The organism is Lysinibacillus sp. NPDC056185, from assembly GCF_047737915.1.
In the GTDB taxonomy this organism is placed as follows: domain Bacteria; phylum Bacillota; class Bacilli; order Bacillales_A; family Planococcaceae; genus Lysinibacillus.
The window spans coordinates 36,842-51,978 of sequence record NZ_JBLLLQ010000009.1 but is presented as its reverse complement, the minus strand read 5'-3'; the positions used below and the strand labels follow the sequence as shown (position 1 = coordinate 51,978).

Below are 15,137 nucleotides of genomic sequence, written 5' to 3'. Positions count from 1 at the left end.
TAAAATAGTAGGATAGTAGACTGATTCACTATCAATTACGCCTTGGCGTAATTGCGTCCGGATTTTGAATTGTGCCCGCACAATTCATTCCTTTGAAAATCCGTGACATCCGCCGGAGGCTTTTATCTTTATTCAGTAGGTGTTTGGACACCCACTGAAAAGGTACCAAAATCGCATTCATCTCAGCACCTATAGAGGTGGGAGTCTTCTGCTGAATAAAGATAAACAACTTCACCATCCATAATTGTTAACAAAACTTTCGTTTGAAGAATTTCTTTATTTTCTACTTCAAAGAGGTTTTTATCTAGTACAATAATATCTGCTAATTTTCCAACTTCTAATGTACCCAAATCTTTTTCTCTGAATGTGCTGTATGCTGTACCTTTTGTATACGCTTTCAACGCTTCTGCGAGTGTTATCTGCTCTTGACTATTCCACTCATAATCACCAGTAAAGTCTAGTCTCGTAATCGCATGGAAAATTTCTTTAAAAGGATCTAATGTTGCTATTGGATAGTCTGTACCAAGAGCAATATACTCGACTGCGTCGTATAACGTTTTACATAAATACGTATAAGGGTCTTTCTCTTTACCGACACGCAAAGTATGACTTTCTTTTGGCATCAATGCTAGATGAGAAGGCTGTACAGATGGAACAACCCCCAATTCTTTAAATCTCTTAATATCTGTCGGATGTATCACTTCAATATGCTCTAGCGCATGTCGTGAATCTCTCACACCATTATCCATCCTTGCTGCTTCAAATATATCTAGAGCAAGCCTAACTGCGCCATCACCAATTGTATGGAAGCGAATTTGAAATCCTTCTTTGTCCGCTTTTGTCACCCAGTTTTTGATCGTTTCTACAGGAAAAGCAGTACTCCCTCGTGTTATAGGTTTGTCTAAGTAAGGATCTAACATGTATGCGGTATGTCCAGTTACAACGCCATCAATAAACTGCTTAAGTCCTGCAAGCTGTAATTTTTCGGAATTGTACTTTTCACGCAAGCTTATCGCTCTATCTATATCATCATTTAACTCAGGGTAAAGATGAATTCGAGTCGTAAGTTTGCCAGCTTCATCATATGCCTTATACATATCGAAACTATTTAACTTATCAAAACTACTTGCAAACAAATCATTTACTGATGTAATGCCTAATTGAGCTGATTTTTTTAAGAACTCTTCAAACAATTCTTCTTTCCGTTTATCCGGAAATGCGAGAGCAATATCCACAACTAAATTCATTGCTGTTTCAAGAAGAATTCCTGTGATTTCATTATTTTCATCTTTTTGAATCGTACCATTAGGAGGGTCTTCAGTTTCATTTGTAACCCTAGCATTTTCAAGTGCTAAACTATTAACCCACGAATAATGACCTTCTGCGTGGAAAAGAATAATCGGGCGATTAGGAACTACTTTGTCTAAAGAAAAACGTTTCGGAAAGCATTTCTCTGCCCAATTTGTATGATCCCATCCATAGCCTATAATCCACTCATCAGCATGCAGGTTTTCCGAGAATTGCTTTACTAAACTAGCAACTTCTTCTTCCGAATGAGCATCCGATAAATTGATACTTGCATGCGAGAAAAGACTACCAAACATGAGATGAAGGTGCGCATCATGAAATCCTGGCATAATGAGTTGGTTGCCATAATGATATTCCTTCGTGTCTAAACCTATAAATGGTTTTATTTCCTCCATCGAACCTACTGCAATGATTTTGTTACCTTTAATCGCAATAGCAGCTGGCTTTGCTTCATTTTCTAAACCTGTAAATACTGCTTCACTCGAAATAACTTTATCAGCGATAACCATTTATAACTCCTCTCTTTACCTAAGATTTACTTCTAATGGAACTCATAACAATATATTGAAAGCGCTTACATAACTAAAGAAGTTACATAATCGCAATAAACAATGGGCATCCACTGTTCGCCTATTAAAATAGGCGAACATAACGGACAAAAGACTCATACTAATTTAAGCTTGTAAACTGGATTTTTCCATTCCAAAAGTGTTGCATATTCTAATGACTCAACATCCCCAGGTAAATAGCCTGGCATTACTTTATTTAATACGTATCCGTTTTTCATTTGGAATGTTAATACAGGATCATATATTTTCCCTTTCATTACCTCTAGTGCATACTCATCTGCACTCATCTGCTCAGCATATTTATAGTAAAAAGGTATACGACCACCTACTAACATACTTTCTAAGTTAAGTTTCTCACATATTCTTTTTCGGCCATCATACAAATGACGTCCCAATTGTAACCCTCTAAAATCTTCGTGTACTCCAATTTCAATACCATATAGGTTTCTACCATTAGGGTTATGATTTCGAATAAATCCTAAATCACAGATTTGAAAATATGAGTGACTATCTCCGTAATCTTCAAAATTTACAATTAGACTTAAAGCGGTTCCTACAATTTTACCGTTATATTCTAGACAAATTTGACCTTCTGGGAACAACTCAATCTGACTTTCAAAATGCTCATATTTTAATGCCATATCAGGTCCAAAACACTTCATAGAAAGTGCAGCAACTTCAGCAAGATCCTCTTTTAAAATATTGCGGACAACTATTTCTTGTCCATTATTTTTTAAATTTACTTGAGACATAATAAATTCACCCTCTTATTTTATTGGAATTAAATTAAAGTTTATTACTTTATTAATTGTGTAGACTGTCTCCCATACATTCTTTAGAAACTATGTATGAGAGACATGGAGAATGTAGATAAGTCTACTACCATATATTTAGTTACCTAGATTAGTAACATTTTTTATTATTTTAAATAAATCGATACAAACTTCTTCTCCAAGTACTCCTCAAGTCCGTACCAACCGCCTTCTTTCCCCATTCCACTTTCCTTCATACCACCAAACGGAGCTTGTACAACCACTGGAGCTGGATCATTAATACCAACAATTCCAAACTCTAAAGCACGCATCATTCGTAAGCCTCGACCAATGTCTCGCGTATAACAATAAGCTGCAAGACCATATTCAGGATGGTTTGCTCTTTCAACTACCTCTTCTTCCGTCTTAAATGTATAAATTGGTGCAACTGGTCCAAATGTTTCTTCTGTTGTAATCTTCATATTATCGCTTGCATATTGAATAACTGTGGGCTCAAAGAAGTAACCGCTTCCATTATTTAATGTAAATACATTACCACCCGCAATTACTTTACCATCATGTTTCACAGCGTCTTCTACTTGACTTTTCACTTTTTCAAGAGCCACTTTATTAATTACTGGACCGACATTTACGCCATCTTCTAATCCATTTCCTACAACTAATTTAGATACCTTTTCAGCTAACTTTCCTGAGAATTCATCAGCTACAGTTTCTGCTACGTAAATCCGGTTGGTGCTGATGCAAGTTTGACCTGAGTTAATAAACTTAGACACTAAGATACCATTAACTGCTGCGTCAATATCAGCATCCTCAAACACAATATACGGTGCGTGTCCACCAAGCTCCATTGATATTTTCTTCACTGTATCAGACGAATCACGGATAAGTTTTTTCCCTACACGCGTCGAGCCAGTAAATGTGATTTTACGAACGTCTGGGTTACTCGTCATCTCGTTCCCAATTTCTTCAGCTGGGCCAATTACCAGGTTTGCAACTCCAGCAGGTAATCCAACTTCATGAAAGCATTCGAATACTTTTATCGCCGAAAGAGGAGTTAAGTCAGCCGGTTTTAAAACAATCGTACAACCTGCAGCAAGTGCAGGTGCAATTTTTCTTGTAATCATCGATAACGGGAAATTCCATGGTGTAATAGCTGCACATACCCCAACAGGTTCGCGAATTACCATTAAGTGTTTATCAGCTGCAGATGCAGGAATTGTTTCCCCATAAATTCTCTTAGCTTCCTCTGCATACCACTCTAGATAGCCGATCGCACCTGCTACTTCACGAGTAGCATCTGGTAAAGGCTTACCATTTTCAAGTGTAATTGTTTCAGCTAATTCTTTTGTTTTTTCTTTCATCAATTGAACCACTTGAAACAGGTAGTAGCTGCGCTCATTTCCAGTTGTCTTACCCCAGAATTCAAATGCTCTCTTCGCACTTTCGATTGCTTCTTTAGTTTCAGTTTTACCACCTGTAGCAACAGTTCTAATTATTTCTCCTGTCGCAGGATTTGTAACATCTAATTTATTTCCTGTATCTCGCCATTCACCATTTATATAAAGCACTAGAGAACCTCCCCTTTTTTAACTATAACCACCACTACTCAACTTACTTTATAGGAATAGTTTAGTTGCGTGTATTTTTAAAAGCAGTAATCGAATCGTCTATAATTTGAATCATTTTTTCAATTTCTTCTTTGTTAATAATAAGCGGTGGCGCAATTGCCACAATTTGGTTATTGGCTCCAAGCGCTCTTAATATTAATTGGCGTTCGAAACATGCGTCAACTACCGCATTTGCTGGGAAAACAGTTGGATCAAATAATTTTCCACTTGTTGGATCTTCGTAAAGTTCAAATGCAGCCAACAGACCAATTGCTCTGCAATTTGTTACAATACTATGTTTTTCAGCTAAGTAGTCTAAACCTTTTTTAAGTTCTTTCTCCATGTCGTTTACGTGGTCAATAATATTATCACGCTCTAGTATTTCAATATTTTTCAGACCAATAGCACAAGCAGTTGGATGGCCACTATATGTGAAACCATGTGGAATAACAGCATCAAAATTTGCAATTGTTTCTCTAATTTCATCATTTATCATGACGCCACCAAGTTGCGAATAACCGCTCGTAATTCCTTTTGCAATTGACATCATATCAGGGACAACATTCCAGTTGTTTACACCAAACATTTTCCCCGTACGACCAAATCCACAAATAACTTCGTCTGCCATGAAAAGGATATTGTGCTCGTCACAGATTTTGCGAACTGCTTCTAAGTAACCTTCTGGTGGAATATTAACTCCGCCCGCACCTTGTACAGGTTCAATAATTATTCCGGCAATCGTATCTGCACCTTCTCTTTCAATTGTTCCAAGAATTGAATCTGCAAAGTTTGGATCATTCTTATCACCTAACTCACAGTTTAGTAGGTGGGCTGTTGCACGAACAACTCCGTCTATATTTGATGATGAGAACTTGTGGTATGCTGCAAGACCAGTAGCTGTTTGCGCTCCTATTGTTACACCGTGATAAGCATTCGTTAGCGCAATAATCTTTCTTTTTTCTGATTTCCCTTTAAGCTCCCAGTAGAAACGAGCTAATTTAATTGCTGTATCATTTGATTCTGACCCACCAGAAGTGTAGAATACACTATTTAAATCTCCTGGTGCTAACTCAGCTAATTTTTCAGCAAGTAGAATGGATGGTTCATTTGAGAATCCTTTAAATGATGATGCATACGCGAGGGTAGATAATTGACTATTACCAGCATCTGCAAGTTCTTGATTCCCATGTCCTAAGTTCACGTTCCAAAGCATTGACATCCCGTCGATGTATTCCACATCATCCGTACTTGTAACTGTAACGCCTTTACCTTTAACAAAGATAATAGGCGGTCCATTGTCAATTAAAGCCTTCGGATTTGTAGCTGGATGTAGCAAGTGCTTTTTGTCCAGTTTAGCTAACTCTACAGTTTTTGATTGTTGAGTAATTTTAGTTGTCATTGATAAAACCTCCATTTATAAATTAATAATTTGCGATTGGATGGACACACTCTGGTATCAACTAAACTGAAATACAGTTTAGTTCCAATTTTTGAACTATTCTTAATTATGAAAATAGTATATCTTTACATTTTTATAATGTAAATTATAATATTTATATGACTTCCATATATTTTATGAATACTAAAAGGAGGAGTTATCAAAATGAACCTTCATCGTTTACATTGTTTTATTACAGTAGTTGAGGAAGGTAGCATCACAAAAGCTGCTACTGCACTGCAAATGACTCAACCCCCCTTAAGTATTTTAATTAGAAAATTTGAACAAGAATTAAATGTCACTTTGTTTAATCGTTTAGGTAGATCTCTTGAATTAACACCAAGTGGAGTATTTTTATATGAAAAAGGAAAAGAATTACTTGATATATCTGAGAATACGGAGAAGAAATTAGTCGAGTTTCATGAAGGAATTAGAGGTACTGTGAAATTGGGTTGTACTACTTCAGCAAATCTATTTATTTTGCCAAATGTCTTTAAAAAAATTCAAAAGGAAACTCCTAACATAGTTACACATGTTCGCGAGGGTAATACATCATATATTTTAGAAGAACTAAGAAGTCATAAAATAGATATTGGAATTGTCCGAACTTCAGTGAGAGCGGAGGACATCCATACTTCAACACTACTAACAGAACCTTTACTTTTAGCTCTTCCACCCAACCATCATCTATGTGAAAAAGATTCTATTAATATTGCAGACTTGAAAAACGAACGATTTCTTTTAAATACAACATCTTATGGATCAGGTGTTGCTGATGATGTGATCGAGGCATGCCAAAAAAGTGGATTTACGCCTAATGTCGTTTACTGGGGGACAGAAACATTACCAACACTTATGATGGTAATGAAAGGCGCAGGAATTTGTTTTGTACCTAGCTGTTTCAAGCTACTTAATTCTCCTGATTTACCGGTACTTAGACCACTAGCAAATCCAATGTTACAAACAAAACTTAATATAATTACACTTAAGGATCGTTACATGACATCAATTTCCAAACGATTTCTTGCGATTACCGAAGAGGTTGCAGAGAAAATGACAAGCATTTTCAATGATTAATCTGACTTAAGTAATGGCGTTCAAGTTAAAATATTCGGTAGATAATGCATATTAAGTCAAAATAAGCATTCTCACTTTAACATCAGGAATTAGCAATCCTACGGCTACTAATCGATTATTAGCCGAAACAATACTTTGGCGGCTGCAATTCAAATAATCCTCAAGCTGATAAATTGTTGGAAATGCATAGCCACAATCTTTGTTAAATAACTCTAAATACTTCACGTAAAGAACCATATCAAATGGTTTTATTATTCCTAACTGAACGTAATAAAAAATATTTGTTTAAATACCGTTTCCAATGCTGCAGCTACTGTAATAGCATCGCGAACGTCCTCATACTGTTTTGTGGGCAGTACAACCACATCACCACTTACTGCAAATACACCATGCTTTCTACTTTTAGACAAAACAAAAAAACCTCCACTCTCATTACTGAATTTGAAGGTCTACGAATAGTTAAAATATGTAGGGATAAGAAAAGGGATATTCAACAAGAGATCAACTCCCTTTCAATATCCCTAGTCTGTTAAATCGTTGATATGACTACGTTTGTATCCACTTTATGTATGGAGACGACAGGTGTCGAACACGAGTCTAGAAACGCCAATACTTCAGCTTCTACGAGTGTATCTTGCCTATTCATCCTATAAATCAACTTATAAATATGGCATACGTTTTACAAATATCGTCCCTACCTATTATTTAGAATAGGCAAAAAGTAAAAATAGATTCCTTTTTGCACTATTGACTAATTGATAACCTCCCCTTCTGGTAACTTCCCATCCTTAATCCACTCTTCAACAAAACGGTTAAAAAACTCAGGGTTCGCTAATGAGACACCGTGGCCAATGTTCGATAACACAACACCTTGACATTTAGGATTGCTATTCACAAGATGGAGCGCAGATTTTTTCATGTTGCCCTTCTCTTTTTCACCGACCGTTACTAAAATGTTACATTGGGCTTTCGAAAAATCATGTGGGATGGCAAACGACATATTCTCTTGCAATATTTTAATAAGGGTATCTAATTTTATCTTTGAACTATCTTCATAATATTGCTCAAAATAGTCTTGATCTACATATAACGTTTTAGCTTGAAGCTTGGCGAATGATTTATTTTTTATTAAGGGAAAAGTTAATTTTATCAATGGTCGAATCCATTTTTCTGCAACTGGGGAAGGTGTCACTAAAGCACTGTTGATGATGACAAAATCTATTAATTGCGGTTTTAAACTAACCATTTGAATAGCAATTTGTGCTCCTAGTGAAAATCCGATTACTATGACACGTTTATTTTTTGCTTTTTCTTCTATTATAGTTAGAAGCTTTTTTGCACTATCTTCAATTGAAAAATCAGAGGTATTATTAGCCTCTTTATCTATTAATTCTGGTACTACGCAATGATAATCGGAAAAGTATTGGACTTGTTTATCCCACATCCACCCTCCAACACCACCCCCATGAATCAACAATAAGAGTGGCTTATGTAGATCTCCGTACTCCTTATAATGCATTACCACACCCGCTTTCTTCATTCTTGTATTTCTCGGGAAATAATCAGATTATTCTAACATATTTTCGAATCATCACCATAAGCAGTGGATAACTTTTTTTGTTAAAGTGTATGCCATATATATAAGTTGATTGGAGTGGAGACTGGGCGACTCCTCGGGGATCAGCGTCACAGATGAGACCCTGGAGCGAGCAACGCGAGTGAAGCGGCTCATCGGACGCCCCCAGGAAAGCGCCTAGTCGGAACGGAAATCAACCACACGCTATTGTTATGGGCTATATTTTTACACATTGTATTTATTTTACCAATTTATAGTGTTTATGTGTCATATTTATAGTTACTGCTGCATATATAATACTTGAAAAACATTTTATGAAGCATGGTGGCTCTTGGGATTGAGGAAGAAAGACAAAAAAATAATAAACATGGAGGTAATACAGATGGATCAAAATAAGACTAACGAACCAAAGGAATTAGTAAAAGCCATTACCCCTTCCAGTTTAGGAGAATTTCCCCTCGCACCAATTAGTGGCTTATATGCATGGAGTGAACAGCAAATTCGTGAGGAACTTCGCCTCGACGTAGATGGACACTACCCACAAATGGTAGCAAGTGGAACTGTTATTTCAAACCTGTCTTCTACTATTCATTGGATTGCTAAGTTAACAGCTAATGGTCCAGATACATGGACAGGCAATATTCGAAATAAATACCTAGACGAAATACAATCATTTCCTTATACAAATGTAAAAATACAGGTAACACGCGGTTCATTACCTGAACAGCATACAGCAGAAGTTATTTTTCTTATCGGAGGAGAGACAGACAGAACTAGAACTTTCCAGTTTCAATCTCCTTACTTCCATCCTGTGGAATTTGAATTTGATGCTGAAGAAGGTACAACACCAGTTACAACTTATCAAACGCACGCGCATCCAGACATGCCAACATCTTTGCCGGATGAAACTCTATCAATCCCAGAGGTTTTTAAACGCACTGGGTTTGATGTGAAAATATCGGAAGGTAATAATACTGTTTCTAAAGACTATACAGGGACTGATAAAAAGTGGAACACTCAAGAGATGCATGATGCCATGCAAGTATATTGGTCACACTTTGATAATAAGCCCCAATGGTCCATGTGGACATTTTTTGCAAATTCGGAAGCTGAAGAAGGACATGGTCTGGGCGGTATTATGTTTGATAGCATAGGTCCGAATCATCGCCAAGGAACTGCCATTTTTAATAATTCATTTATTGCCGATCCACCTAAAGGTGACTCCGCTCCTGAAGCTTTTGTACAGCGCTATCGTTTTTGGTGTGCTTGCCATGAGATGGGACATGCTTTTAATCTTCTGCATTCTTGGCAAAAACACCTAGGTCATCCTTGGGAACCTTTGGAGCGTCCTCTTATCCCAGAACCAAAGGCTCTAAGCTTTATGAATTATCCTTACAATTTTGATAGTAAAACTAATGGCAAGGAGTTCTTTAAAAACTTTGAGTATCGTTTTAGTGATCAAGAACTGTTGTTTATGCGACACGCACCTGAGCGCTTCGTACAAATGGGTAATGCTGACTGGGCTGTAGATCATGGTTTTGAGCAACCAATCATTTCTATTCACCCTTCTTTTAATCTTGAATTGAGGGTTAACCGTAAAACACCTATATTCCAATGGTTAGAACCTACAGTTATTGAAATCAAACTAACGAATACTTCGAATCAACCTCAGTCAATCAATAAACATTTATTGTCCGATTTATACGGAATGTCTGTAATGGTTAAAAAAGATGGAAAACAAGGACGTCGGTTACTACCTCATGTTCAGTATTTATGGAACATAGAGAACAAAGTAATGATGCCTGGTGAATCACTGTACGAAACCATTTTCGCTTCCGTTGGGAAAAATGGCTGGTTAATTGATGACCCAGGATTTTATAACATTCAAGTGGCTATGCAAATAAACGGTCATAACATCGTATCAAATAACTTAAGACTTCGGGTTTTACCGCCTACCGGATACGATCAGGAATTCCTTGCTCAAGACTTTTTCTCTGAAGAAGTCGGCCGTGTTCTCGCACTCGATGGCAGCCGTTATCTTGAAAAAGGGAACGATATCCTTCGTGAGGTAACCGAAAAACTTAGTGACCATGCTGTTGCTCTTCACGCTCATATCGCTCTTGCTAAACCACTGGCGTTCGATTATCAATTCCTTGATTTCACAGGAGACTCCGATACAAGAGGTAAAATCAAAATAATACCTGCCCAACCAGATGAGGCACGTAAACAGTTTACTTCTGCTTTAACTAAGCACAACCAAATTGCTGCTAAGACACTTTCTAATATTGATTATCACGAATATATGGAAACATACAGTGAATTTCTAAGTAACCAAGAAGAAAACAAGGAAGCCGCAGAGGTACAAAATGTCCTGTATCAAACGCTGTCTGAACGGAATGTTATTGACAGTGTATTACAAAACATCAAAAATCGCCGTGAAAACTATGAACAAAAGGAAAATGAACACTTTACAAATATATAATATCTATACCTGAATAAACATCTCATCTAAATACAAATAGAAAACCGTCATTTCGAAAAAAGATTGATCGAAATGACGGTTTTCTGTTTGATTTAAAGTTTGTTCTGTTCTTTTTAACTAAAGAATATTCCTAAGAAACTAACTCTCCATTTGTTCCTTTTTACTTATGTTCGTCCCAAAAGTCCTTGCTAAAACTCGTATTCGCTTGATATTTCCCTACTGGTTTGGCAATATCTGACCCCCGCAAAATTGTTCCTTTTCCAAACTTTTGCTCGATTTGATCAACCAGTTTAATGATTGGTTCATCTTTTACATGCTCTTCAAAATTAAATAACGTTAGTTGCTGTGTCGTTTCTTTAATATCACTGACATTTGATACGGTAACGCCCAGTAATCGTACAGGTTCCTCATCCCAATGCTTATTAAATAGATACCAGGCATTCTCAATTATCTCCTCTTTAGTATGAATCGCGTTATTGATCGACTTACTTCGTGTACATGTTTCCCAGTCAGCTGAACGAATCATGATACTTACAGTTACCCCGGCAAGTTTCTTAGCCTTTAATCTGTCCGCTACCTTTTCAGAAAGTGTTGCGATTACTTTATATAATTCATCTCTATCTGTCGTATCACTAGAAAGTGTTGTAGAGTTCCCTACACTTTTCGTATCATATATTGCTTCTGGATCAACAGGTCTGTCATCTTCACCATTTGCCTTTTGCTTCATACGTTGACCATTAATGCCAAAGTTTTGCTTTAATACATATTCATCAGCTACAGCTAGTTCTCCAATTGTTCGGATACCTAAATTCCCCAATTTCTCCGCTGTACTTTTGCCAACCCCATGCATCTCAATGACATTCATCGGCCACAATATTGTTGGCACATCACGCTTTCGCAGTATTGTAATACCCATTGGTTTTTTCATATCACTTGCCATTTTCGCCAAAAATTTATTCGGTGCAATACCGATTGAACAAGGGAGTTGAAGTTCGTTCCAGATTCTATCTTGCATATTTTGTACGTGTTGCAAGACATTTTGGCCTTCCACTATAGGAAGTTGCAAATATCCTTCATCGATCGAAACTGGTTGGAGAATTTCACTATACTCTTTTAACAAATTAAAAAATGACTTGGACGCAGCTCTATACCGTTCAAAATTAGGAGGTAGTACAATTAGCTCTGGGCACTTTCGCCGCGCCTCTCCGACATTCATAGTTGTATATACACCACTTGCTCTTGCTTCGTAGCTACACGTAATAATGATACCTCTACGCTCTTTAGGATTACCTGCGATGGCTACGGGTTTCCCTATTAATGAGGGATCATAAATTTGTTCAACAGAGGCATAAAAGCAATTAAGGTCGATATGTAAAATGATTCTTCCTTTATTCATATTTTATCACCTCATTTTACTAACCAAAGTTTCTTTAGAATTCTTAGCAGTCCTTTGACTAACATGGACTCCACCTCAATACAAGAACATTTGTTTCTATCTTATCACAATGTCATCGTTTTTGGCTATCGCCAACCGACATGACATTCACCTCCCATTACTATTAGCTGTGAATCGAGCGTTTTCTGTCGGAAATGATCAAATCCTAAAACTATCAAATTTTATTTTTGACTTACTATATTTTTAGTCAATAAAAGTTAAAAAACTGAGAGTATTCAATTTAATGAAAACTCTCAGCTCTTTGGTTATATTATTCTAGTTTATTAATCATTCGATGTTCAGTTTGATAACAAGATTTTATCTCTATTTGTTTTAGTCAGATAAATGATCAAACTAAAAATTATAATTAGAAAGATTGCGCTCGTTCCGATAGTACCTAGACCTAGACCACCATCTGCACGAGACTGTGACAAGTAGTCACCGAAAGATGCTCCAAGTGGACGCGTTAGGATATAAGCAACCCAGAAAGCCAATACGGCATTCAATTTGAAACCGTAATGAGCAATCATAACTGCAACAATCAAGCCAGCGAATATGAGACCAGACTTCCAGTACCCTAAGTCCATACCCTCTGAAATAAGATCACCAGCTGCCGTACCTAAAGCAAAGGTAAAGAGGATGGTTAACCAGTAGAAAGCTTCACGCTTGCTTGTATAGATGGAATGAATAGACAATGTTTTTTCACTCATATACCAAACTACAAATGTCACGAATAACGCAATAGAAAAGAAAATAGTAGTCGTCTCTAGAGCAACCCCGAAATTGTCTACGAGGTTGTCTGTGATTAAAGTTCCGACAATGCTAATTAGTACAACCACAAGCCAATAGATCCACGGCACGTATTTTTTCGATTTGAACTGGATGAACAAAGAAATAATCAACAGTCCACTCATTAGAAAGGTCGTATTGGACAAACCCCAGTGTAAGTTAAAATTCAGGAAATCTGCAGCCGTCTCACCTACCGTAGTAGCCATTATCTTGATGATCCAGAAGAAGATTGTGACTTCTGGAACCTTGCTCAATATTTGTTGTAATGAAGGGACCACTGATTCTTCAGATAAAAACGAATTTTTAATCATTTAATCCATCTCCTTATTATTCATATCAACTAGTCATACATACACTTCCATGATGACTGTTACATGCAAACTAAAACTACATGAACCATTAACAAATACCACTGAATAATCGAATCATTTGGCCATTGAATCATGTAGTATCTTTAGGAACTTATTTACAGCCTCCACTTTAACAGGTCGTAATGAGAAGTTAACGAATCTTTTATAAGAAGTTGATTAAAGATTTATGAGTAATTTCTCATTTTTTAACTTTTGAGATTTCTATCACTACCCAGTTCCAAAGTACAAAAAAAATACACCTCCCTTTGAAGGTGTATCTTTACTTTAATCAACAAATGTATAGTCACCATCACTTTCAAGTAAATCCTTCAAAATAATGAGTGCTTGTTCAAGTTGATTTTCAGGTGCAGTGATGGCCATACGAACTGCATTAACTAGCTTCGCATTTCCTACGGCAAAACGTTCAGCTGCATACACTTGCACACCAGCTTTTGCTGCTAGCAATTCAAACTGAACGCTGGTGAATTTTTCGGGGAGTATTAGCCATCTGAAAATGCATTCTTCTTCTCCTAAAATGTTATATTCCCCTAAATATTGATCGACAAGGGCATTTTGTTGCTTTGCATACAACCGGTGCTTCTCTAAAATTGTTTGTGCAACGCCATCGTGAATCATCCTTGCTGTAAGCTCCACCATCATGAGAGATACTGAAATATTTATATTATACAGTGTTTCCATTATTTTTTTTCGTAACGCTGGCGGTGTAACGATATAGGATAGTCGTAAGCCAGGTGAGATGGTTTTTGATACACTAGCAATATAAATTACCTGTTCAGGAGCATAGGCCGCTATTGGTGCAAGCGGCTTCTCCTTAAGAAAGCTATAAATCGCATCCTCAATGACGATTAAGCCATTCCGCCTCGCAACTTCCGCAATCATTTTTCTTGTTTCCATCGACATTGTGTGGGTAGTAGGATTATGAAAATCAGGAATAACATAAAGACCTTTTATATGCTCATTCTTACAAGCATATAATAACCCCTCTCTTGTCATTTCACCGTTACTTTGTTGGATTGCCACTAGTTGGATACCAAGCATATTAGCAGCTGTTTTTATACCTGCATATGTAATGGGATCTGTACCGATTCGATCTCCTGGTTGAAACAACGCAGCTAACGTTCCAACAATGGCATTTTGTCCCCCCGCCCCAAGCAATACAGGTTGATCCGTTTGAAAATTGACCTTTTCCAAAAGCTTCATTGCCGCTTCCGTTTGCCACGCATTTCCCTCCGGTCGTCCGTACTGAAATAATTTACTAAAATTAGGATCATTCATCATCTTTTTCATATAACGTGTAATATCCTCATTAGCATGATTTTCTGGCAGTACAGGACCCATTTCGATCATCTGAGAAGATTTATTTGTTGGTAATAACATTTTATTTGTCGCTGCATCAGATGAAACGAATGTACCATTTCCGATAGAAGCATAAATAAGCCCCTTCTGGCCACAAAGTTTAAAAGCCCTCGTAATCGTGCTTAAATTAACATCTAAAAAATCAGCTAACTCACGCTGAGGAGGTAGCTTGGTGCCTGGCGATAATTTTCCATCCTTGATATCTTGTTCCAGCTGTTCAGCTATTGCTATATATAATGGAGTCGGACTTTTACTAATGTCCGGTTTCCAACTCATTGGATATTCTTCAAACGAATTAACTGGCATATTCTAAGCTAAGCTCCTTCTCTCTATTTTTTTGCATACAATATTTAATT

General features: G+C 37.0%; 12 protein-coding genes. 2 read left to right on the top strand and 10 right to left on the bottom strand.

Going from position 1 to position 15,137, the window contains the following annotated elements:
• Positions 1–182 precede the first annotated feature (182 nt).
• From ACMZ42_RS11270 to ACMZ42_RS11255, 4 genes are all read right to left on the bottom strand, one after another.
• Positions 183–1,817 carry an amidohydrolase gene (locus tag ACMZ42_RS11270; RefSeq protein ID WP_415731515.1) on the bottom strand — a complete coding sequence of 545 codons (1,635 nt, stop codon included), beginning with the start codon at positions 1,815–1,817 and terminating at the stop codon, positions 183–185.
• A 155-nt stretch (positions 1,818–1,972) separates the two neighbouring features.
• Positions 1,973–2,629, bottom strand: a complete 657-nt coding sequence (locus ACMZ42_RS11265; protein ID WP_415731514.1) for a GNAT family N-acetyltransferase — start codon at positions 2,627–2,629, stop codon at positions 1,973–1,975.
• Positions 2,630–2,796: 167 nt separating this feature from the next.
• Positions 2,797–4,218: an NAD-dependent succinate-semialdehyde dehydrogenase gene (locus tag ACMZ42_RS11260; RefSeq protein WP_415731513.1), complete on the bottom strand. Its 1,422-nt coding sequence runs from the start codon at positions 4,216–4,218 to the stop codon at positions 2,797–2,799.
• A gap of 61 nt (positions 4,219–4,279) precedes the next feature.
• Positions 4,280–5,656 carry an aspartate aminotransferase family protein gene (locus ACMZ42_RS11255; protein ID WP_415731512.1) on the bottom strand — a complete coding sequence of 459 codons (1,377 nt, stop codon included), beginning with the start codon at positions 5,654–5,656 and terminating at the stop codon, positions 4,280–4,282.
• A gap of 204 nt (positions 5,657–5,860) precedes the next feature.
• Between ACMZ42_RS11255 and ACMZ42_RS11250 the strand changes: the two genes are divergently transcribed.
• Positions 5,861–6,772 (top strand): LysR family transcriptional regulator, encoded by a 912-nt coding sequence (locus ACMZ42_RS11250; RefSeq protein ID WP_415731511.1) that lies wholly within the window; start codon positions 5,861–5,863, stop codon positions 6,770–6,772.
• A gap of 51 nt (positions 6,773–6,823) precedes the next feature.
• On the opposite strand, the gene ACMZ42_RS11245 is transcribed toward ACMZ42_RS11250, so the two are convergent.
• The 3 genes from ACMZ42_RS11245 to ACMZ42_RS11235 form a co-directional block, all read right to left on the bottom strand.
• The gene (locus ACMZ42_RS11245) at positions 6,824–6,997 is read right to left on the bottom strand and encodes a hypothetical protein (RefSeq protein WP_415731510.1); all 174 of its coding nucleotides are present in this window, start codon (positions 6,995–6,997) and stop codon (positions 6,824–6,826) included.
• A gap of 32 nt (positions 6,998–7,029) precedes the next feature.
• On the bottom strand, positions 7,030–7,182 hold the full coding sequence (locus tag ACMZ42_RS11240; protein WP_415731509.1) for a hypothetical protein: 153 nt from the start codon (positions 7,180–7,182) through the stop codon (positions 7,030–7,032).
• A gap of 341 nt (positions 7,183–7,523) precedes the next feature.
• A complete protein-coding gene (locus ACMZ42_RS11235) occupies positions 7,524–8,291 on the bottom strand; it encodes an alpha/beta fold hydrolase (protein ID WP_415731508.1) in 768 nt (255 codons plus the stop codon).
• A gap of 439 nt (positions 8,292–8,730) precedes the next feature.
• Here ACMZ42_RS11235 and ACMZ42_RS11230 point away from each other — a divergent pair, with 439 nt between their 5' ends.
• On the top strand, positions 8,731–10,830 hold the full coding sequence (locus ACMZ42_RS11230; protein ID WP_415731507.1) for a hypothetical protein: 2,100 nt from the start codon (positions 8,731–8,733) through the stop codon (positions 10,828–10,830).
• A gap of 160 nt (positions 10,831–10,990) precedes the next feature.
• On the opposite strand, the gene ACMZ42_RS11225 is transcribed toward ACMZ42_RS11230, so the two are convergent.
• From ACMZ42_RS11225 to ACMZ42_RS11215, 3 genes are all read right to left on the bottom strand, one after another.
• Positions 10,991–12,226, bottom strand: coding sequence for a DNA polymerase IV (locus ACMZ42_RS11225; RefSeq protein ID WP_415731506.1), 1,236 nt, complete (start codon positions 12,224–12,226; stop codon positions 10,991–10,993).
• Positions 12,227–12,564: 338 nt separating this feature from the next.
• Entirely contained in the window at positions 12,565–13,365 is an 801-nt protein-coding gene (locus tag ACMZ42_RS11220) for a hypothetical protein (RefSeq protein ID WP_415731505.1), read from the bottom strand.
• Positions 13,366–13,689: 324 nt separating this feature from the next.
• Positions 13,690–15,087, bottom strand: a complete 1,398-nt coding sequence (locus ACMZ42_RS11215; RefSeq protein ID WP_415731504.1) for a PLP-dependent aminotransferase family protein — start codon at positions 15,085–15,087, stop codon at positions 13,690–13,692.
• Between the last annotated feature and the right edge of the window lie 50 nt (positions 15,088–15,137).

Bases quoted from the DNA above. Each gene is read 5' to 3' on its own strand.
- ACMZ42_RS11230 (WP_415731507.1), top strand. From the start codon at position 8,731: ATGGATCAAAATAAGACTAACGAACCAAAGGAATTAGTAAAAGCCATT.
- ACMZ42_RS11215 (WP_415731504.1), bottom strand. From the start codon at position 15,087: ATGCCAGTTAATTCGTTTGAAGAATATCCAATGAGTTGGAAACCGGAC.
- ACMZ42_RS11265 (WP_415731514.1), bottom strand. From the start codon at position 2,629: ATGTCTCAAGTAAATTTAAAAAATAATGGACAAGAAATAGTTGTCCGC.
- ACMZ42_RS11220 (WP_415731505.1), bottom strand. From the start codon at position 13,365: ATGATTAAAAATTCGTTTTTATCTGAAGAATCAGTGGTCCCTTCATTA.
- ACMZ42_RS11225 (WP_415731506.1), bottom strand. From the start codon at position 12,226: ATGAATAAAGGAAGAATCATTTTACATATCGACCTTAATTGCTTTTAT.
- ACMZ42_RS11270 (WP_415731515.1), bottom strand. From the start codon at position 1,817: ATGGTTATCGCTGATAAAGTTATTTCGAGTGAAGCAGTATTTACAGGT.
- ACMZ42_RS11255 (WP_415731512.1), bottom strand. From the start codon at position 5,656: ATGACAACTAAAATTACTCAACAATCAAAAACTGTAGAGTTAGCTAAA.
- ACMZ42_RS11235 (WP_415731508.1), bottom strand. From the start codon at position 8,291: ATGCATTATAAGGAGTACGGAGATCTACATAAGCCACTCTTATTGTTG.
- ACMZ42_RS11250 (WP_415731511.1), top strand. From the start codon at position 5,861: ATGAACCTTCATCGTTTACATTGTTTTATTACAGTAGTTGAGGAAGGT.